We start from the raw sequence: 17,543 nt of genomic DNA on the forward strand, positions 1-17,543 counted from the left end.
GGTGGGCCGGCTTTTTGCTATCCAGGCCCCGCACACGAAGATCGAGGCCCGGCAGGCCGCGACCGGACGTCAAGCTGACGGATTACCCCACCGAGGCCGAGTGAGGGCCCAGCCGTGATCCACGGGCCCGATCCCCCCGCCCAGCGCGAACCCGGCCGCGATCGCCCCGGTGACGTACTCCTTGGCCGCCGCCACCGCCTCCGGCACGGACCGGCCCTTCGCCAGCTCCGCCGCGATCGCGGAGGCGAGGGTGCAGCCCGTGCCGTGCGTGTGCCGGTTGTCGTGGCGCGGGGCGCGCAGCCAGTGCTCCTCGGTGCCGTCGGTGAGCAGGTCCACGGCGTCGCCCGCCAGATGGCCGCCCTTGACCACGACCCAACGGGGCCCGTACGCCAGCACGGCCGCCGCGGCTCGCCTCAGGTCGTCCTCCGACTCCACGTGGACGCCGGTGAGTTGGGCCACCTCGTCGAGGTTCGGCGTCGCGACGGTCGCCACCGGCAGCAGCTTGGTGCGCACCGAGTCCAGCGCGGAGGACGCCAGCAGCGAGTCCCCGTGCTTGGAGACGCCGACCGGGTCGACCACGGCGGGCGCGTCCGTCCCCCCGATCAACTCGGCCACCACCTCGACGAGTTCGGCCGACGCGAGCATCCCCGTCTTGACGGCCTGCACGCCGATGTCATCGACGACACTGCGGTACTGGGCCCGCACCGCCTCCACCGGCAGCTCCCAGGCCCCCTGCACACCGAGGGAGTTCTGGGCGGTGACCGCCGTAAGGACACTCATGCCGTGCACGCCGAGCGCGAGCATCGTCTTCAGGTCGGCCTGGATGCCCGCGCCGCCACCGGAGTCGGAGCCCGCCACCGTAAGAACGCCGGGGATCATGACTCGATGTCCCCGCCGAAGTGGTCCCAGCCGCCCTTGCTGGTCCACGGCGCCCCGTCCACCGTCACCTGGGGCAGCGCCGAGGGATTGAGGACCTCGCCGATGACCTTCCAGCGAGCAGGGAGCTTCACGTCCGGCGGGAAGGTCGCCACGATCGCGTGGTCCTCTCCCCCGGTCAGCACCCACTGCATGGGGTCGACGCCGACGGCCTGCCCGATGTCGTTCATCTGGGACGGGATGTCGATCGCGCCGGAGCGGATGTCGATGCGGACCTTGCTGGCCTCGGCGATGTGCCCGAGGTCGGCGATCAGCCCGTCGCTGACGTCGCACATCGCGGTCGCCCCGAGCCCGGCCGCCGCGGGACCCGCGTGATACGGCGGCTCGGGACGCCGGTGCGCCTCCACGAAGGCCCGCGGCGAACGGAAACCGCGGGCGAGCACGGCGTATCCGGCGGCGGACCAGCCCAGCCAGCCGGTCACCGCGACGAGGTCGCCGGGCTGCGCGCCCGCCCGCGTCACGGGCTCCTGGTTGCGCAGATCGCCGAGCGCGGTGATCGACACCATGATCGTGTCGCCCCGTACGACGTCCCCGCCGACCACCGAGGCGCCCGCGACCTGGCACTCGTCGCGCAGGCCGTCCATCAGCTCGCTCGGCCAGGTCACCGGGAGTTCGGCCGGCACGACCAGGCCGAGCAGCAGCGCCGTCGGCACGGCGCCCATGGCGGCGATGTCCGCGAGGTTCTGCGCGGCGGCCTTGCGGCCGACGTCGTACGCCGTGGACCAGTCGCGGCGGAAGTGCCGCCCCTCCAGCAGGATGTCGGTGCTGGCGACCACCCTGCGGTCGGGCGCGGCCACCACCGCGGCGTCGTCGCCGGGACCGACCCGGACCGCCGGGGTGGTGGTGAGACGGGAGGTGAGCTCCCTGATGAGCCCGAACTCGCCGAGCTCACCAACAGTGCCCTTCATTGCCCTTACGCCCCTTCTGTCCCTGTCCGCACCCGGTCGCGCGTCACTACTGTCCTCGCTACGGTCGAGGTGTACGTCAACTTCTGTCGTGCCGGAACCCCGGCGCGCAAGCCCCGGTCCCCGTGGGTCTCCCCGCGGCGAGCGGCGACGCGATACCGTGGCGTTCCTTTTCCCCACATGATCCTCGTGGCCGCCCTGGAGGTTCCGTGGTACAGGCGTACATCCTGATCCAGACGGAGGTCGGCAAGGCGTCGACCGTCGCCGAGACGATCAGCAAGATCCCTGGAGTCATCCAGGCCGAGGACGTGACAGGACCGTACGACGTCATCGTGCGCGCCCAGGCCGACACAGTCGACGACCTGGGGCGCATGGTGGTCGCGAAGGTCCAGCAAGTGGATGGCATCACCCGCACCCTGACCTGCCCGGTCGTACATCTGTAGCCCCCGTCTACCCTTGGCCGGTGAACTCTTTCCGTCACCGGCACATTTCCGTCCTCGGGCTGCCCGTGCTCGTCCTGCTGATCACCGCGGCGGGCTGCTCATCAGCAGACGGCAGCGCGTCGGCGGCGGTTCCCGGCGCCGACGCGAAGACCACGAAGTTGTGCCAGAACCTGGACAAGGTACTGCCGGCCAAGGTGGACGGTGAGAGCCGTACGGACCCCTCGCCCGCGTCCGCGCTGACCGCCGGGTGGGGGGACTCGGCGATCATACTGCGGTGCGGTGTCGCGAGGCCGCCCAAGATGCTCGATCCCAAGGTGGCGGAAGGCCGGGATCCGGACGCGGTGGCCGGCGGCGTGAACGGCGTCAGGTGGCTGATGGAGAAGCAGGACGACGGGGGTTATCGGTTCACGTCCGCGTTGCGCCGCGCCTATGTCGAGGTCACCGTGGAAAAGGGCCGGGACAGTTCGAGTGTGCTCATCGACCTGGCGGCGGCCGTCAAGAAGGCGATCCCCACGGGGATCGCCAACTGAACACGACGGCCGTCACCTGAGGCCGGTGGACCGCCGCAACGCCGCCTGGAGCAGCTTGTCCACGAGGTCCGGGTAGCTGATCCCGCTCGCCTGCCACATCTGCGGATACATCGAGATCGGCGTGAAACCGGGCATCGTGTTGATCTCGTTGATCACGAACTCCCCGTCCTCGGTGAGGAAGAAGTCCGCGCGCACCAGGCCCTCGCACGAGGCCGCCTCGAAGGCGTCCACGGCCAGCCGCTGCACCTCCGCCGTCTCCTGCGCCGTCAGCGGCGCCGGCACGATCCCCGGGGTCGAGTCGATGTACTTGGCCTCGAAGTCGTAGTACGCGTGCGCGTCCGGCGGCGGGATCTCGGCCGGTACGGAGGCGCGCGGGCCGTCCTCGAACTCCAGCACCCCGCACTCGATCTCACGGCCGCGCAGCGCCGCCTCGACGAGGATCTTCGGGTCGTGCCGCTGGGCCTCGGCGATCGCCTCGTCCAGGCCGGACAGGTCGTCGACCTTGGTGATGCCGATCGACGAACCCGCGCGCGCGGGCTTCACGAAGAGCGGCCAGCCGTGGTCGCCGGCGAGATCGATGATCTTCTTGCGGGCGGCGGACTCGTCCTGCTCCCACTCGCGCGGCCGGATCACCACGTACGGGCCCACCTTGAGCCCGAACGAGGTGAACACCCGCTTCATGTACTCCTTGTCCTGGCCGACGGCCGAGGCGAGCACGCCGGAGCCCACGTAAGGGACTCCGGAGAGCTCCAGCAGGCCCTGCAGGGTGCCGTCCTCGCCGTAGGGACCGTGCAGCACCGGGAAGACGACGTCGATCTCGCCCAGCGCCTTGGGCACCGATCCGGGCTCGCTGTAGACGACTTCGCGGTTCGCGGGGTCGACGGGGAGCACCACGCCGCCCTCGCCGGAGTCGGTGAGATCCTCGACTTCGGGCGTACGGCGATCGGTGATCGCCATCCGTTCCGGTTCGTCCGCGGTGAGCACCCAGCGGCCTTCCCGCGTGATGCCGATCGGCAGGACGTCGTACTTCGTCCGGTCGATCGCACGCAGTACGGCGCCGGCGGTGACCATGGAGATCCCGTGCTCGGAGCTGCGACCGCCGAACACGACGGCCACGCGCGGCTTGCGAGGCGGCTGGTCAGGGCTCTGGGGGAGGTTCTCGGTGCTCATATCGCGATGAGCGTACCCGCCCGTAGGGGCCGAGTCAGCGTCCGGAGGGTCCCCTTCGCTCAGCGTCGTTCCGGCTTCGCGCTGCGCGACATCAGCTCCTTCAGAGCCACCACAGGCGGCTTGCCCTCATGGACGATTCCCACGACCGTCTCCGTGATGGGCATGTCGACGCCGTGCCGGCGGGCCAGATCCAGCACGGACTCACAGGACTTGACGCCCTCGGCGGTCTGTTTGGTGACCGCGATGGTCTCCTGCAGGGTCATGCCCTTGCCGAGGTTGGTGCCGAAGGTGTGGTTGCGGGACAGCGGCGAGGAGCAGGTCGCGACCAGGTCGCCGAGTCCCGCGAGACCGGCGAACGTCAGCGGGTTGGCGCCGAGCGCGACCCCGAGCCGGGCGGTCTCCGCCAGGCCGCGGGTGATGAGCGAGCCCTTGGCGTTGTCGCCGAGTCCCATGCCGTCCGCGATGCCGACGGCGAGGCCGATGACGTTCTTCACGGCACCGCCCAGCTCGCAGCCGACCACGTCGGTCTCGGTGTACGGCCGGAAGTACGGCGTGTGGCAAGCGGACTGGAGCCGCTGGGCGACGGCCTCGTCCGTGCAGGCCACCACGGCGGCGGCCGGCATGCGGGCCGCGATCTCGCGTGCGAGGTTGGGCCCGGTGACCACGGCGATGCGGTCCTGGCCGACCTTGGCGACGTCCTCGATGACCTCGCTCATCCGCATCGCGGAGCCGAGTTCGACGCCCTTCATCAGCGAGACGAGGATCGTGCCGGGCGCGAGCAGCGGCGTCCATTCGGCGAGGTTGCCGCGCAGCGTCTGCGAGGGGATGGCGAGGACGGTGAAGTCGGCGCCGTGCGTGGCCTCGGCGGCGTCCGGCGTCGCCCGCAGGTTCTCCGGAAGTTCGACGCCGGGAAGGTAGTCGGGGTTCGTACGGGTGGAGTTGACCGCTTCCGCGAGTTCGGCGCGACGGGCCCAGAGGGTCACCTCGCAGCCGGCGTCGGCGAGAACCATGCCGAAGGCAGTGCCCCACGATCCCGTGCCCATGACGGCCGCCTTGACGGGCTTGCTCACGTGCCCTGCCCCTCTTCCTGCTCGGCCCTCACCTGCTGCGCCTGCCGGTTCTGCGCGGCGGTCCTGCGCCGCTGCTCGATGCGCTCCTGGCGCGGGTCGTACGGCGTCTCGGGCGCCTTCTCGCCGCGGATCTCCTCCAGCTGGGCCGTGATGGCGGCCATGATGACCTCGGTCGCCTCCTTCAGCAACTCCGGAGTCATCTCCTTGTCGTAGAAGCGGGCGAGATCGACGGGCGGGCCCGCGAGGACCCGGTGGGTCTTGCGCGGAAGGAGGTTGAGCTTCTTCGCGTAGGGCGGCAGCACTTCGTTGGCCCCCCACTGCGCGACCGGGATCACCGGGCACTTGGTCTGCAGCGCGACGCGTGCGGCACCGGTCTTGCCGGTCATGGGCCACTGCTCCGGGTCCCGGGTGATGGTGCCCTCCGGGTAGAACGCGACGCACTCGCCGCGCTCCACGGCGTCGATCGCGGCACGGAAGGCGCTCAGCGCGTCCGTGGTCTCCCGGTAGACAGGGATCTGCCCGGTGCCGCGCATCGCGGCACCGACGAATCCCTTCTTGAAAAGCCCGCTCTTCGCCAGGAATCGCGGAACCCTGCCGGTGTTGTACTGAAAGTGCCCGTACGTGAAGGGATCGATGTGCGAATTGTGGTTCACCGCGGTGATAAATCCGCCCTCGGCCGGAATGTGCTCCATTCCGCGCCAGTCCCGCTTGATCAGAACCACCAGCGGCGGTTTGCAGAGCACCGCGGCGAAGCGGTACCAGAAGCCGATTCTGCGGCGGGGCACGCGGACACCTTCCTCTAGGAATCAAGGACATCGGGCCGGGGGGCCGCACAAGTGTCGCCCCAGGCCGCCGGTCTGTCGAGAACACCGTACGCCCCACCGCCACAACCACCAGATGCCCCTGGTGACGGCTGAGTGACAATGGCCGCGACTAGAGAGGGACGAGACGCTCGTGCAGTGGACCTTGGTCATACCCCTGAAGCCCCTGGCTCGGGCGAAGAGCAGGCTCTCGGACACCGCGAGCGACGGACTGCGCCCGGGACTGGCCCTCGCCTTCGCCCAGGACACCGTCGCGGCGGCGCTGGCCTGCCCGGCAGTGAAAGATGTGGCAGTCGTCACGGACGACGCCCTGGCCGGCCGCGAGCTGGGCGCACTTGGCGCCCATATCGTCCCGGACGAGCCCGGCGACGGCCTGAACGCGGCTCTGGCGCACGGGGCGGTGGTCGTACGGTCCTCACGTCCCGAAAGCGCCGTGGCGGCCCTGAACGCCGACCTCCCCGCCCTGCGCCCGCTGGAATTGGCCCGGGTCCTGGACTCGGCAGCTGAATTCCCGCGCGCTTTTCTCCCCGATGCGGCCGCGATCGGCACCACATTGCTGGCCGCCGCCCCGGGCAGGGATTTACTGCCGTCATTCGGTACGAATTCCAGGGTTCGCCATCGCGAGTCCGGGGCGGTGGAACTCGGCCTCGACGCGGTGGATTCAGTACGCCAGGACGTGGACACCGGCGACGACCTGCGGGCGGCACTGGCCCTGGGGGTGGGGCCACGCACAGCGGCGATGGCAGCACGACTGCTGATCAACGGGCTGTAGCCGAGCGCCCCGAAGGGGCGCGCAGCTCAGGGGCGCGGGGAACCGCCGCCCAGCCCACACGGGCCGCAGTCAAACGACGATCCAACGCGCACTCACGGAGGAGCGCATAGGCTGAGGGCCATGCAGGCCACCGCATACACCTACGACGCCGACACCCGCTCCGGCAGCGTCCTCCTGGACGACGGCACCCCCGTTCCCTTCGACGCCCCCGCCTTCGACGCCGGAGGCCTACGACTGCTGCGCCCCGGGCAGCGGGTCCGCATCGAGACGGAGGGCGAGGGCGAGTCCCTGCGCATCACGCTGGTCACCCTGCAAACACTGTGAACGGCAGTTGAACACGCCGCGGGCCGGACTCCCCACGGAGTCCGGCCCTGCGCGTGAGTGCCCCTGCGGGTTCTACCTCTTGCGGGCGGTGGCCTTCTTGGCGGTGGTCTTGCGAGCCGTCGACTTCTTGGCGGGGGCCTTCTTGGCGGTCGCCTTCTTCGCCGGGGCCTTCTTGGCCGTCGCCTTCTTGGCCGTGGTCTTCTTCGCCGCGGTGGTCTTGGCGGTCGCCGTGGTCTTCTTCGCCGGCGCCTTCTTCGCGGTGGTCTTCTTCGCCGTGGCCGTGGTCTTCTTGGCCGTCGTCTTCTTCGCCGTCGTCTTCTTCGCGGCGGCCGCCTTGGTGGTCTTCTTCGCGGCGGCCTTCTTGACCGTCGCCGCGGCACCGCCGGTCAGGCTGCCCTTGGGCGCCTTCTTGACCGCGACCTCGCCGCCCCGCGGGAGCTTCTTCGAACCGCTCACCAGGTCCTTGAAGCCCTGACCCGCACGGAAGCGCGGAACAGAGGTCTTCTTGACCCGAACCCGCTCGCCCGTCTGGGGGTTACGGGCGTAACGAGCCGGGCGGTCGACCTTCTCGAACGAACCGAAGCCGGTGACCGAGACCCGCTCACCCGCGACGACCGCGCGGACGATCGCGTCCAGTACGTGGTCGACAGCATCGGCGGCCTGCTGGCGGCCGCCCATCTTGTCGGCAATCGCTTCTACGAGCTGCGCCTTGTTCACGTCTTCCCCTTCGGAGACATCGCCAGAACGAAAGTGTTCAAGCTTTTTCGCACGTTAGGCAGATATATACCGCAAATCAAACACGAAACGGGCTAATCACCCTTGTGCCGCAACGGACTCGGCGATCTCGAAGGTGTTCAGCGTTCCTCTTCGGGGAATCGCCCCGCGTCGAGGTCCGCGATGAACCGCTCCAGACGCCTTGTCGCTTCGGCGACGTCGTGCTTGGCCGCGGCCGTAATGACCAGCAGCTTCCGGGTCAGCGCCATCCGTACGCCCTCCGGGACTTGCAGTGCGCGCACCCTTGCATGCGCTTCCTTCAGTTGGTCCGCGACTGCCGCATAGAGCTCGAGTTGGCCGTCGTGTTCCATGCACAGATTGTGCCATCTGGGGCGAGTTGTCGCCTGCCAGGGGTGCAACTCCGGCCTCGAATGGCCTTCCGGGCACTTGCGAAAGCCGCGGATACAACACTCGCGTACCCCGGCAACACCCTTCGTAACGTGGGAAGTTGAGCACGGCACTCACCCGGCGCAGGGCCGTTCGGGTGCAGACATGGCAGTACCCCCGATCGGGGCTGATCGGGGGTACTGGGCGGTGTTGCGGTGGCCGAAAGTCGCCTTGCGCCGAAGCCTTGGCTCAGGCCTGGAGCGTGCCTTGGCTCAGCCCTGGAGCGTGCGCGGCTTGAACGACGGCCGCTTCGCCTCGTAGGCGGCGATGTCGGCCTCGTTCTGCAGGGTGATCGAGATGTCGTCGAGGCCGTTCAGCAGCCGCCAGCGGGAGTTCTCGTCCAGCTCGAAGGAGGCGGTGATGCCCTCGGCGCGCACCTCACGAGCCTCGAGGTCCACAGTGACCTCAGCAGTCGCGTCCTTCTCGATGAGCTCCCACAGCGCATCCACGATCTTCTGCTCCAGAACCACCGTGAGCAGGCCGTTCTTGAGCGAGTTGCCGCGGAAGATGTCCGCGAAGCGCGAGGAGATGACGGCCTTGAAGCCGTAGTTCTGCAGCGCCCACACGGCGTGCTCACGCGAGGAACCGGTGCCGAAGTCGGGACCGGCGACCAGAACCGTGGCGCCTTGGCGCTCGGGCTGGTTGAGGATGAACGTCTCGTCCTTGCGCCAGGCCTCGAACAGCCCGTCCTCGAACCCGTCCCGCGTCACCTTCTTGAGCCAGTGAGCAGGGATGATCTGGTCGGTGTCGACGTTGGAGCGGCGCAGCGGAACGGCCCGGCCGGTGTGCGTGGTGAATGCTTCCATGACTTCTCAGACTCCAGCGGGCGTACGGGTCTCGACGTCGGACAGATCGGCCGGGGAGGCCAGGTGGCCCAGGACCGCCGTGGCGGCGGCGACCTGCGGCGACACCAGGTGCGTACGGCCGCCCTTGCCCTGCCTGCCCTCGAAGTTGCGGTTGGAGGTGGACGCGGAGCGCTCACCGGGGGCCAGCTGGTCGGGGTTCATGCCCAGGCACATCGAGCAGCCCGCGTGCCGCCACTCGGCGCCGGCCTCCTTGAAGACGACGTCCAGGCCCTCGGAGACGGCCTGCAGACCGACCCGCGCGGAGCCCGGAACGACCAGCATCCGCAGGCCGTCGGCGACTTTGCGGCCCTTGAGCAGCTCGGCGGCGGCGCGCAGGTCCTCGATGCGGCCGTTGGTGCAGGAGCCTACGAAGACGGTGTCCACCTTGATGGAGCGCAGCGGCTGGCCGGCCTCCAACCCCATGTATTCCAGGGCCTTTTCGGCGGCGAGGCGCTCCGAAGCGTCTTCGTACGAAGCCGGGTCGGGGACGTTCGCCGAAAGCGGCGCGCCCTGGCCCGGGTTGGTGCCCCAGGTGACGAACGGCGACAGTTCGGCGGCCTCGATGACGACCTCGGCGTCGAACTCGGCGTCCTCGTCCGTCTTCAGCGTCTTCCAGTACGCGACGGCCGCGTCCCAGTCCTCGCCCTTGGGCGCGTGCGGGCGGCCCTTGAGGTACTCGAAGGTGGTCTCGTCGGGGGCGATCATGCCCGCGCGGGCGCCGGCCTCGATCGACATGTTGCAGATGGTCATGCGGGCCTCCATCGAGAGCTTCTCGATGGCGGAGCCGCGGTACTCCAGGACGTAGCCCTGGCCGCCGCCGGTACCGATCCTGGCGATGATCGCCAGGATCAGGTCCTTGGCGGTGACGCCCTCGGGCAGTTCGCCGTTGACCGTGATGGCCATGGTCTTCGGGCGGACCAGCGGCAGCGTCTGGGTGGCCAGCACGTGCTCCACCTGGGAGGTGCCGATGCCGAACGCCAGGCCACCGAAGGCGCCGTGCGTGGAGGTGTGGGAGTCACCGCAGACGACCGTCATGCCGGGCTGGGTCAGACCCAGCTGCGGGCCGACGACGTGCACGACGCCCTGCTCCACGTCGCCCAGCGGGTGCAGGCGCACACCGAACTCGGCGGCGTTCTTGCGCAGCGTCTCCAGCTGGACCCGGGAGACCGGGTCGGCGATGGGCTTGTCGATGTCGAGGGTCGGGGTGTTGTGGTCCTCGGTCGCGATGGTCAGGTCGAGCCGGCGCACCTGGCGACCGCTCTTGCGGAGGCCGTCGAAGGCCTGCGGGCTGGTCACCTCGTGCAGCAGGTGCAGATCGATGAAGAGGAGGTCGGGCTCGCCCTCGGCGCGCCGGACGACATGGTCGTCCCAGACCTTCTCCGCGAGTGTCCTACCCATCGCTTTCCCTCCGGCCGGCAAGCGTCCACCGGCCCAACTAGAGATCTTGAGGAGGCAGCGCCCGCCGCCCCTGTTCGGGCGTCCGCCACCGGGCCCGTTTGTCTGCGGGCCGCATTGCCTTCGTGTCTTCCAGAGTGGCGTGTTCCACGGAAAATTGAACTTGCGTTTCACAGAGTGAGACGCGAGTATCGTTTCATGGACAACAGTAGCGGCGTCGGCGTTCTGGACAAGGCAGCCCTTGTCCTGAGCGCCCTGGAGTCCGGTCCGGCCACCCTCGCGGGGCTTGTGGCGGCCACCGGATTGGCACGACCCACGGCCCATCGGCTGGCCGTGGCTCTGGAACACCACCGCATGGTGGCGCGCGACATGCAGGGCCGTTTCATTCTCGGCCCTCGCCTGGCAGAACTGGCCGCGGCCGCGGGTGAGGACCGTCTCCTCGCCACCGCCGGCCCGGTCCTCACGCACCTCCGTGACGTCACGGGCGAGAGCGCACAGCTCTACCGCCGCCAGGGCGACATGCGCATCTGCGTCGCCGCGGCGGAACGCCTGTCCGGCCTGCGGGACACGGTCCCGGTCGGCTCGACACTCACGATGAAGGCGGGCTCCTCGGCCCAGATCCTCATGGCCTGGGAGGAGCCGGAGCGCCTGCACCGCGGTCTGCAGGGCGCCCGCTTCACGGCCACGGCGCTCTCCGGCGTACGACGCCGGGGCTGGGCCCAGTCGATCGGCGAGCGCGAGCCGGGCGTCGCGTCCGTCTCCGCACCCGTACGCGGCCCGTCGAACCGCGTGGTGGCCGCCGTATCGGTCTCCGGCCCGATCGAGCGCCTGACCCGCCACCCGGGCCGTATGCACGCCCAGGCGGTCATCGACGCCGCCGCCCGTCTTTCCGAAGCCCTGCGCCGCACCGGCTGACATCGGGTACGTCAGTGGGGAGGGTCCGCCTCAACGCCGCGGCAGACCCTCCCCACTCCCCCGAGCCCCCCGTCACCTGCGCGCAGCGCCCCCGCTTCTCCAGCGGCACCGGCCCATGCGCCGCCGCGAGTCCGAACGCCGCCATGTCGGCGCAGATCGACTCGTACGCCCCCTCGGGGACCACGTAAGCCTCGTGCCACAGCCCCACGTGCCCGCGCACCTTGCCCTCCCGCTCCTTGCGGTTGAAGAGCGCCCACGCGCGGTGGTGGAGCACGCCGGGCGAGGTCGCGTACGCGTAGAGCTTCTCCTTGGACTCCCAGTACTGGACCACGTAGTACGTCCGCGGCATGGCCCTGCCGGATAGCGGCACTATCCTCCTTGGGGACGCTTGGATAGTGATACTCCCCAAGGGAGGGCGCAAGAGATGCGACTGGCGGAACTGAGCGAGCGCAGCGGGGTGCCCATCGCGACGATCAAGTACTACCTGCGCGAAGGGCTGTTGGCCCCCGGCCGACAGATCAACGCCCGCACCGCCGAGTACGACGAGGAACATCTGCGCCGGCTGCGTCTGGTGCGCGCGATGATCCAGGTCGGGCGGGTGCCGGTGGCGACGGTCCGGGAGGTGCTCGGGCACGTCGACGACGACTCGCTGGGCCGCTCGATCCGCCTCGGCGCGGCGCTGTGGGCACTGCCACAGGTGCCGGAGCCGGACGAGGACGACGAGTACGTCCAGGCCGCTCAGCAGGAGGTCAACACGCTCCTGGACCGGCTCGGCTGGGAGAACGCCAAGCGGCTCACGACCATCTCCCCCGCCTATCGCTCGCTGGTGGTGGCGGTGGCCGCGTTTCGCCGGCTCGGCCACGGCTGGGGGGCCGAACTGCTCGCGCCGTATGCCGAGTTGATGCACCGGACAGCCGTCCTCGACCTGGACAACATCGAGACGCACCCGTCGGAGGCGGAGCGGATCGAGTTCGCGATCCTGGGGGCGATCCTCAACGAGCCGGTGCTGCAGGCGCTGCGCCGGCTGGCCCAGGAGGAGGAGACGACGCGGCGGTACGGCTTCGGGTAGCCGACGCCGGGCACGACGAAGGCCCTCCGCCGAAGCGAAGGGCCTTCATGTGGTACCCCCGACCGGATTCGAACCGGCGCTACCGCCTTGAGAGGGCGGCGTGCTAGGCCGCTACACAACGGGGGCGTGGAGCCTGCGTTTCCGCAGGTCCGAGCTGGTCTACCTGGACTCGAACCAAGACTAACTGAACCAGAATCAGTCGTGCTGCCAATTACACCATAGACCAATGTGGTTTAGACCAGACAGTACCCCCGACCGGATTCGAACCGGCGCTACCGCCTTGAGAGGGCGGCGTGCTAGGCCGCTACACAACGGGGGCCCTAGCGATCCCGAGTTGATCGAGATCAGTACCCCCGACCGGATTCGAACCGGCGCTACTGCCTTGAGAGGGCAGCGTGCTAGGCCGCTACACAACGGGGGCTTTGCAGATGCTGTGTTTCATCAAAGCTTCTGCGAGCTGGCCTACCTGGACTCGAACCAAGACTAACTGAACCAGAATCAGTCGTGCTGCCAATTACACCATAGGCCACTGGAACGCAAGCCCCTGCGGGGATCTTGTTCTAGTATTTGCTCCTCCGGGTTTCCGGCCTTTCGGCCCGCTCCCGGCGGCGCAGGAAGAACATTACCCGAAGGTGGACGGGGCTCCAAAACGGGTATCCGCGCCGAGGATCGCGGGGAGTTCGGCGAGGGAGGCGATCCGGTGGAGGCCGACGGGTGCGTCGCCGGTCGCGTACACGGCGTCACGGTCGATCCAGAAGGAGCGCAGTCCGGCTTCGGCGGCGCCACGGCCGTCGATCTCCGGGTGGTCGCCGACGTACGCCACCTGCTGCGGGGCGAGGTCCAGGGCTTGGCAGGCCGCGTGGAAGGCGTCGGCCTGCGGCTTGGAGACGCCGAGTTCGGCGGCGCAGAGAACGGCCTCGAAGCGGTCGTACACGCCGAGGGCGCGCAGCTTGCGGTCCTGGACGTGGATGCTGGAGTTGGAGAGCACGGCGTGCCGGTGGCTGGCGGCGAGGGCGTCGAGGGCCGGCAGGACGTCCGGGAAGAGGGCCCAGACGGTCTCGTAGTGCGCGACGTACCGCTGGAACCAGGCGTCGGCCTCCGCGTCGGTCAGCTCCTCTCCCAGGAACACCCGCACCCGGTCCCGGCGCTGCCCCTGGAAGTCGACCTCGCCCGCCGAGAACCGCGCCCACTGCGCGTCGGTGATCTCGCGCCAGCGCACGATGGCCTGCTCGACGGTCTCGTACCCGTCCAGCAGCCCCTCGGCCGCCAGGTGCAGGCGCATTCCGGCGCGGTCGGCACCGGAGTAGTCGAACAGGGTGTCGTCGACGTCCCAGACCACGGCCAGAATGCTCATGATCCGACGGTAACCCGGCAGTTGCCGCCCTGTCCGGAGTACGGCGAAGGGGCGGCACCCGGTTGTCCGGGTGCCGCCCCTCACGTCCGCGTCGGCGTCTACGCCGCGAGCTTCGCCAGCGCCGCGTCGATCCGGGACAGGGTCGTCTCCTTGCCCAGGACCTCCAGGGACTCGAACAGCGGCAGGCCGACCGTGCGGCCCGTGACAGCCACGCGGACCGGGGCCTGGGCCTTGCCGAGCTTGAGGCCATGCGCCTCACCGGCGGCCAGGACGGCCTCCTTCAGCGACTCCGGGGAGGTCCAGTCGGCCGCGTCCAGCTTCTCGCGGGCGGTCCTCAGGAGGGCGTCGCTGCCTTCCTTCATCGCCTTCGTCCAGGACGGCTCGTCGAACACCGGCTCCGACAGGAACAGGAAGTCGACGTTGTCCGTGATCTCCGACAGCACCTTCAGACGGGTCTGCGCGTGCGGGGCGATCGCCTGCCACTTCACCTCGTCGAAGGCCTCCGGGGCCCACGGGGCGAAGGGGGCCTGGAGCCACGGGCGGCAGCGCTCGGTGAAGTCCTTCACATCGAGCAGGCGGATGTGGTCGCCGTTGATCGACTCGCACTTCTTCAGGTCGAAGCGGGCCGGGTTGGGGTTCACGTCCGCGATGTCGAAGGCCGCGACCATCTCGTCCATCGTGAAGATGTCCTGGTCGGCCGAGAGCGACCAGCCGAGCAGGGAGAGGTAGTTGAGCAGGCCCTCGGGGAGGAAGCCGCGCTCGCGGTAGAGGTTCAGCGACGACTGCGGGTCGCGCTTCGACAGCTTCTTGTTGCCCTCGCCCATCACGTACGGCAGGTGGCCGAACTCGGGGATGCCCTTGGCGATGCCCAGCTCCATCAGCGCCTTGTACAGGGCGATCTGCCGGGGCGTCGAGGAGAGCAGGTCCTCGCCGCGCAGGACGTGGGTGATCTCCATCAGAGCGTCGTCGACCGGGTTGACGAGCGTGTAGAGCGGGGCGCCGTTGGCGCGGACGATGCCGTAGTCCGGGACGTTCTCCGGCGTGAAGGTCAGCTCGCCGCGGACCAGGTCCGTGAAGGTGATCGTCTCGTCGGGCATGCGGAAGCGGACGATCGGCTCGCGGCCCTGGGCCTTGTACTCCTCGACCTGCACGGCCGTGAGGTCTCGGCAGTGGCCGTCGTAGCCGGACGGCTTACCGGCGGCCCGGGCGGCCTCACGGCGGGTGTCCAGCTCCTCCTGGGAGCAGTAGCAGTGGTAGGCGTAGCCGCCGTCCAGGAGCTTGGCCGCGACGTCCTTGTAGAGGTCCATGCGCTGCGACTGGCGGTACGGCGCGTGCGGGCCGCCGACCTCGGGGCCCTCGTCCCAGTCGAAGCCGAGCCAGCGCATCGAGTCGAGCAGTTGGTCGTACGACTCCTCGGAGTCGCGGGCCGCGTCGGTGTCCTCGATGCGGAAGACGAGCGTGCCCTGGTGGTGCCGGGCGAACGCCCAGTTGAACAGGGCGGTGCGGACCAGGCCCACATGGGGGTTACCGGTGGGCGAGGGGCAGAAACGTACGCGGACGGGTGCGCTAGCCACGCTTGACAACCTTGTTGGTGAGAGTGCCGATGCCTTCGATGGTGACGGCGACCTCGTCGCCGACGTTGAGGGGGCCGACCCCTGCCGGGGTGCCCGTGAGGATCACGTCGCCGGGGAGCAGCGTCATGGCCTCGGAGATGTTGACGATCAGGTCCTCGATCGGGTGGATCATCTCGCTGGTACGGCCGAGCTGGCGCTGTTCGCCGTTGACCGTGAGCTGGAGCGTCAGGTCGGACGCCGTCTTGAGGTCCAGGTCCGTCTCCACCCAGGGGCCCAGCGGGCAGGAGGTGTCGAAGCCCTTGGCCCGGGCCCACTGCTTCTCGCGCTTCTGGACGTCGCGGGCGGTGATGTCGTTGGCGCAGGTGAACCCGAAGATCACGTCCTTGACGCGGTCGCGCGGGACCTCGCGGCACATGCGGCCGATGACGACGGCCAGTTCGGCTTCGTGGTGGAGGTCCTCGGTGAAGGACGGGTACTGGATCTCGTCGCCGGAGCCGATCACCGCGGTGGACGGCTTGAAGAAGGCGAACGGGGCGTCGGGCACGTCGTTGCCGAGTTCGCGCGCGTGCTCGGCGTAGTTGCGGCCGAACGCCACGACCTTGTTGGGGAGCACCGGGGGCAGCAGCCTGACCTTGCTCAGCGGCACCTTCGTGCCGGAGAGCTCGAAGTCCGCGAACGGGATGCCCTTGATGATGTCGAGCACGAGCTCGTCCGGCTTGTCGCCCTCGACCGCGCCGAAGGCGACATTCCCGTCGATGGAGAATCTGGCGATGCGCACGGGATCCTGCGCCCCTCACTTGAGCCGGCTGGAGTCTGACGCTCCAGGCTAGCGCGGGAGGGGGCCCCGAGGATCTGAGGCCTGTCTCCAGTCGTGATCAACGGGGGTTCAGAAGGCTTCCGATCACAGATGACCAACGCACCCCGCTCGAACTCTTGTGCGAAGATCATGAGCCGTGCAGAGTGTCACCCCGAACACGCATCGTTCACCTGATCGCAGGTGACGCGTAACCCTGCGCTCGCACCAAGGAGAGACATGGCCCACGCCAGACGCTTTGCCATCGCAGCCCTCGCAGCCTCGGCCCTCACCCTGGGGACGGCAACCTCGTCCTACGCCACGACCTACACGAACTCCTCCAGCGACAGCTGCGGGGCCGTGTACTTCATCGACAACGGCGACACCTTCAAGTTCCTGGACACCTGCACGGACGGCAAGGGCGTGCGCCTGCAGTACACGAACCCCACGACGGGCAGCCCCTCCACCAGCCACACCAAGATCAACGTGGACTACACCGGCGGCTACACCGGGTGGAACCTGGACAACGCGTACGTCTACGACACCGACATGAACGAGAACGCCTGCTTCTACTACCGCGTCGGCCACGTGGACAACGGCGCCTACGTCAGCGGCTCCTACGGCCCCTGGACCATGGCCTGCGCCGCCAACTAGGCCGGCCCTCCTAGGAGTGGGCGCCTCGCACACCACGCGGGGCGCCCCGACCGTCGCGCGCCGGACATCGCGGCTTGAACAAACGCCCGTCCGCCCGCGTACTACTGGGCGGCAGCGACGGGCAGCTCCTCGAGGATGGTGCGCTTGGGGTTGGCGGTCTGAGCGGGAAGGTCGAGGGAGTGCTCCGGCTGCTGCGGGGCCTGCAGCTCGTCGGCGCCGTCGAGGTGCGCCAGCGTCGTGCGCCGCGGGTTGGCTATCGTGCGGATCATCGTCGTCGTCTTCACGGTTCTACTGAGCCCTGTCGTGACGGGGCGCCCGGACCGGCCACGATGGGCCTGCGTCCGGACGCGGGTTGGCAGAAACATCCCTCTTGTAAAGCGTCAGGCTAAACATGCAATTCCCTCGGGAAGTTGCGCAGACCCCTTGATTCGCGTGTGAGTTTGCTCACGAGTTCGCGGACAAACCGGCCAATTCGGGCTCGCAATCCACCCTTCCGAAACGGACATTGCACCCCTGAACCTGTCATTCCGCTCCTGATCATGGCGACTGGGACACCCTCCACACCCGAACGGCTCGTGGGCATACGTCCGTTATGGGTGGGATCGCTTTCTACGGCAGGTAATCTGGTCCTCACGTGGTGTCACGTATGTCACGGCTCGACCTACGGGCCTTGTTGGAGATCCTGCACTGTGCTGGAATTCCACGGACCGCCGCAGGATCGAGCCGGCGCACAGGGGGCGCATCGAGCGCCTAGTGGCGGCGAGAAGGGGGAGCCAGCGCCGGTCACCCACGACCATCAGGGAGCGTATTCA

General features: G+C 68.9%; 20 protein-coding genes, 5 tRNA genes and 1 pseudogene. 7 read left to right on the forward strand and 19 right to left on the reverse strand.

Annotation, left to right across the window (positions count from 1 at the left end; genetic code table 11):
- Window positions 1–69 precede the first annotated feature (69 nt).
- Together thiD and ACTMVF_RS31115 are read right to left on the reverse strand one after the other, a co-directional pair.
- Window positions 70–879 carry a bifunctional hydroxymethylpyrimidine kinase/phosphomethylpyrimidine kinase gene (gene thiD, locus ACTMVF_RS31110; RefSeq protein WP_441274423.1) on the reverse strand — a complete coding sequence of 270 codons (810 nt, stop codon included), beginning with the start codon at window positions 877–879 and terminating at the stop codon, window positions 70–72.
- Complete coding sequence (locus ACTMVF_RS31115; RefSeq protein ID WP_062709090.1) at window positions 876–1,844, reverse strand: thiamine-phosphate kinase; 969 nt, start codon at window positions 1,842–1,844, stop codon at window positions 876–878. Before ACTMVF_RS31115 ends, thiD begins: the two co-directional genes overlap by 4 nt.
- Window positions 1,845–2,050: 206 nt before the next feature.
- Here ACTMVF_RS31115 and ACTMVF_RS31120 point away from each other — a divergent pair, with 206 nt between their 5' ends.
- Both ACTMVF_RS31120 and ACTMVF_RS31125 read left to right on the forward strand, forming a co-directional pair.
- A complete protein-coding gene (locus ACTMVF_RS31120) occupies window positions 2,051–2,284 on the forward strand; it encodes an Lrp/AsnC family transcriptional regulator (protein ID WP_003997603.1) in 234 nt (77 codons plus the stop codon).
- A 20-nt stretch (window positions 2,285–2,304) separates the two neighbouring features.
- Window positions 2,305–2,814 (forward strand): DUF3515 domain-containing protein, encoded by a 510-nt coding sequence (locus tag ACTMVF_RS31125; RefSeq protein WP_441274424.1) that lies wholly within the window; start codon window positions 2,305–2,307, stop codon window positions 2,812–2,814.
- A gap of 12 nt (window positions 2,815–2,826) precedes the next feature.
- Here the strand turns inward: ACTMVF_RS31125 and ACTMVF_RS31130 are convergent, their stop codons facing one another.
- From ACTMVF_RS31130 to ACTMVF_RS31140, 3 genes are read right to left on the reverse strand one after another with little or no spacing between them, the layout of a single operon-like run.
- On the reverse strand, window positions 2,827–3,984 hold the full coding sequence (locus ACTMVF_RS31130; RefSeq protein WP_441274425.1) for a D-alanine--D-alanine ligase family protein: 1,158 nt from the start codon (window positions 3,982–3,984) through the stop codon (window positions 2,827–2,829).
- Window positions 3,985–4,043: 59 nt separating this feature from the next.
- A complete protein-coding gene (locus ACTMVF_RS31135) occupies window positions 4,044–5,054 on the reverse strand; it encodes an NAD(P)H-dependent glycerol-3-phosphate dehydrogenase (RefSeq protein WP_441274426.1) in 1,011 nt (336 codons plus the stop codon).
- Complete coding sequence (locus ACTMVF_RS31140; protein WP_441274427.1) at window positions 5,051–5,839, reverse strand: lysophospholipid acyltransferase family protein; 789 nt, start codon at window positions 5,837–5,839, stop codon at window positions 5,051–5,053. Before ACTMVF_RS31140 ends, ACTMVF_RS31135 begins: the two co-directional genes overlap by 4 nt.
- Before the next feature lie 169 nt (window positions 5,840–6,008).
- Here ACTMVF_RS31140 and cofC point away from each other — a divergent pair, with 169 nt between their 5' ends.
- Both cofC and ACTMVF_RS31150 read left to right on the forward strand, forming a co-directional pair.
- Window positions 6,009–6,647: a 2-phospho-L-lactate guanylyltransferase gene (gene cofC / locus ACTMVF_RS31145; RefSeq protein ID WP_441274428.1), complete on the forward strand. Its 639-nt coding sequence runs from the start codon at window positions 6,009–6,011 to the stop codon at window positions 6,645–6,647.
- Window positions 6,648–6,767: 120 nt separating this feature from the next.
- Window positions 6,768–6,971, forward strand: a complete 204-nt coding sequence (locus ACTMVF_RS31150; protein ID WP_441274429.1) for a hypothetical protein — start codon at window positions 6,768–6,770, stop codon at window positions 6,969–6,971.
- A gap of 72 nt (window positions 6,972–7,043) precedes the next feature.
- Here ACTMVF_RS31150 and ACTMVF_RS31155 read toward each other — a convergent pair whose 3' ends face one another.
- From ACTMVF_RS31155 to leuC, 4 genes are all read right to left on the reverse strand, one after another.
- The gene (locus ACTMVF_RS31155) at window positions 7,044–7,688 is read right to left on the reverse strand and encodes an HU family DNA-binding protein (protein ID WP_301996640.1); all 645 of its coding nucleotides are present in this window, start codon (window positions 7,686–7,688) and stop codon (window positions 7,044–7,046) included.
- 137 nt (window positions 7,689–7,825) lie between these two features.
- Entirely contained in the window at window positions 7,826–8,056 is a 231-nt protein-coding gene (locus ACTMVF_RS31160) for a hypothetical protein (protein WP_003997611.1), read from the reverse strand.
- A 288-nt stretch (window positions 8,057–8,344) separates the two neighbouring features.
- Window positions 8,345–8,938, reverse strand: a complete 594-nt coding sequence (leuD, locus tag ACTMVF_RS31165) for a 3-isopropylmalate dehydratase small subunit (RefSeq protein WP_441274430.1) — start codon at window positions 8,936–8,938, stop codon at window positions 8,345–8,347.
- Window positions 8,939–8,944: 6 nt separating this feature from the next.
- The gene (leuC, locus tag ACTMVF_RS31170; RefSeq protein ID WP_441274431.1) at window positions 8,945–10,375 is read right to left on the reverse strand and encodes a 3-isopropylmalate dehydratase large subunit; all 1,431 of its coding nucleotides are present in this window, start codon (window positions 10,373–10,375) and stop codon (window positions 8,945–8,947) included.
- Window positions 10,376–10,570: 195 nt separating this feature from the next.
- Between leuC and ndgR the strand changes: the two genes are divergently transcribed.
- Entirely contained in the window at window positions 10,571–11,287 is a 717-nt protein-coding gene (gene ndgR, locus ACTMVF_RS31175; RefSeq protein ID WP_015036427.1) for an IclR family transcriptional regulator NdgR, read from the forward strand.
- Here ndgR and ACTMVF_RS31180 read toward each other — a convergent pair.
- Window positions 11,238–11,639 (reverse strand): annotated as a pseudogene (locus tag ACTMVF_RS31180) (monooxygenase family protein); the annotation flags it as partial. The gene ndgR and the pseudogene ACTMVF_RS31180 sit on opposite strands and share 50 nt — an antisense overlap.
- Before the next feature lie 72 nt (window positions 11,640–11,711).
- Here ACTMVF_RS31180 and ACTMVF_RS31185 point away from each other — a divergent pair.
- The gene (locus tag ACTMVF_RS31185; protein WP_441274432.1) at window positions 11,712–12,356 is read left to right on the forward strand and encodes a MerR family transcriptional regulator; all 645 of its coding nucleotides are present in this window, start codon (window positions 11,712–11,714) and stop codon (window positions 12,354–12,356) included.
- Window positions 12,357–12,406: 50 nt separating this feature from the next.
- Here ACTMVF_RS31185 and ACTMVF_RS31190 read toward each other — a convergent pair.
- The 8 genes from ACTMVF_RS31190 to ACTMVF_RS31225 all read right to left on the reverse strand — a co-directional run bounded on the left by ACTMVF_RS31190 (window position 12,407) and on the right by ACTMVF_RS31225 (window position 16,062).
- Window positions 12,407–12,482 (reverse strand) — tRNA-Glu (locus tag ACTMVF_RS31190).
- Window positions 12,483–12,510: 28 nt separating this feature from the next.
- Window positions 12,511–12,582, reverse strand: a tRNA-Gln gene (locus ACTMVF_RS31195).
- 20 nt (window positions 12,583–12,602) lie between these two features.
- A tRNA-Glu gene (locus ACTMVF_RS31200) sits at window positions 12,603–12,675 on the reverse strand.
- A gap of 29 nt (window positions 12,676–12,704) precedes the next feature.
- Window positions 12,705–12,777: transfer RNA gene (locus ACTMVF_RS31205), tRNA-Glu, on the reverse strand.
- A 36-nt stretch (window positions 12,778–12,813) separates the two neighbouring features.
- A tRNA-Gln gene (locus ACTMVF_RS31210) sits at window positions 12,814–12,885 on the reverse strand.
- Window positions 12,886–12,978: 93 nt separating this feature from the next.
- Entirely contained in the window at window positions 12,979–13,710 is a 732-nt protein-coding gene (locus tag ACTMVF_RS31215; protein ID WP_441274433.1) for an HAD family hydrolase, read from the reverse strand.
- 98 nt (window positions 13,711–13,808) lie between these two features.
- Complete coding sequence (gltX, locus tag ACTMVF_RS31220) at window positions 13,809–15,293, reverse strand: glutamate--tRNA ligase (protein WP_441274434.1); 1,485 nt, start codon at window positions 15,291–15,293, stop codon at window positions 13,809–13,811.
- Window positions 15,277–16,062, reverse strand: coding sequence for a fumarylacetoacetate hydrolase family protein (locus ACTMVF_RS31225; RefSeq protein ID WP_441274435.1), 786 nt, complete (start codon window positions 16,060–16,062; stop codon window positions 15,277–15,279). The genes gltX and ACTMVF_RS31225 overlap by 17 nt, the downstream gene beginning before the upstream one ends.
- A gap of 255 nt (window positions 16,063–16,317) precedes the next feature.
- On the opposite strand from ACTMVF_RS31225, the gene ACTMVF_RS31230 reads away from it, so the two are divergent.
- Entirely contained in the window at window positions 16,318–16,731 is a 414-nt protein-coding gene (locus ACTMVF_RS31230) for a hypothetical protein (protein ID WP_441274436.1), read from the forward strand.
- 101 nt (window positions 16,732–16,832) lie between these two features.
- On the opposite strand, the gene ACTMVF_RS31235 is transcribed toward ACTMVF_RS31230, so the two are convergent.
- Window positions 16,833–17,015: a hypothetical protein gene (locus tag ACTMVF_RS31235; RefSeq protein WP_441274437.1), complete on the reverse strand. Its 183-nt coding sequence runs from the start codon at window positions 17,013–17,015 to the stop codon at window positions 16,833–16,835.
- Window positions 17,016–17,543 lie beyond the last annotated feature (528 nt).

Source organism: Streptomyces sp. SD31, assembly GCF_052068475.1.
GTDB lineage: Bacteria > Actinomycetota > Actinomycetes > Streptomycetales > Streptomycetaceae > Streptomyces.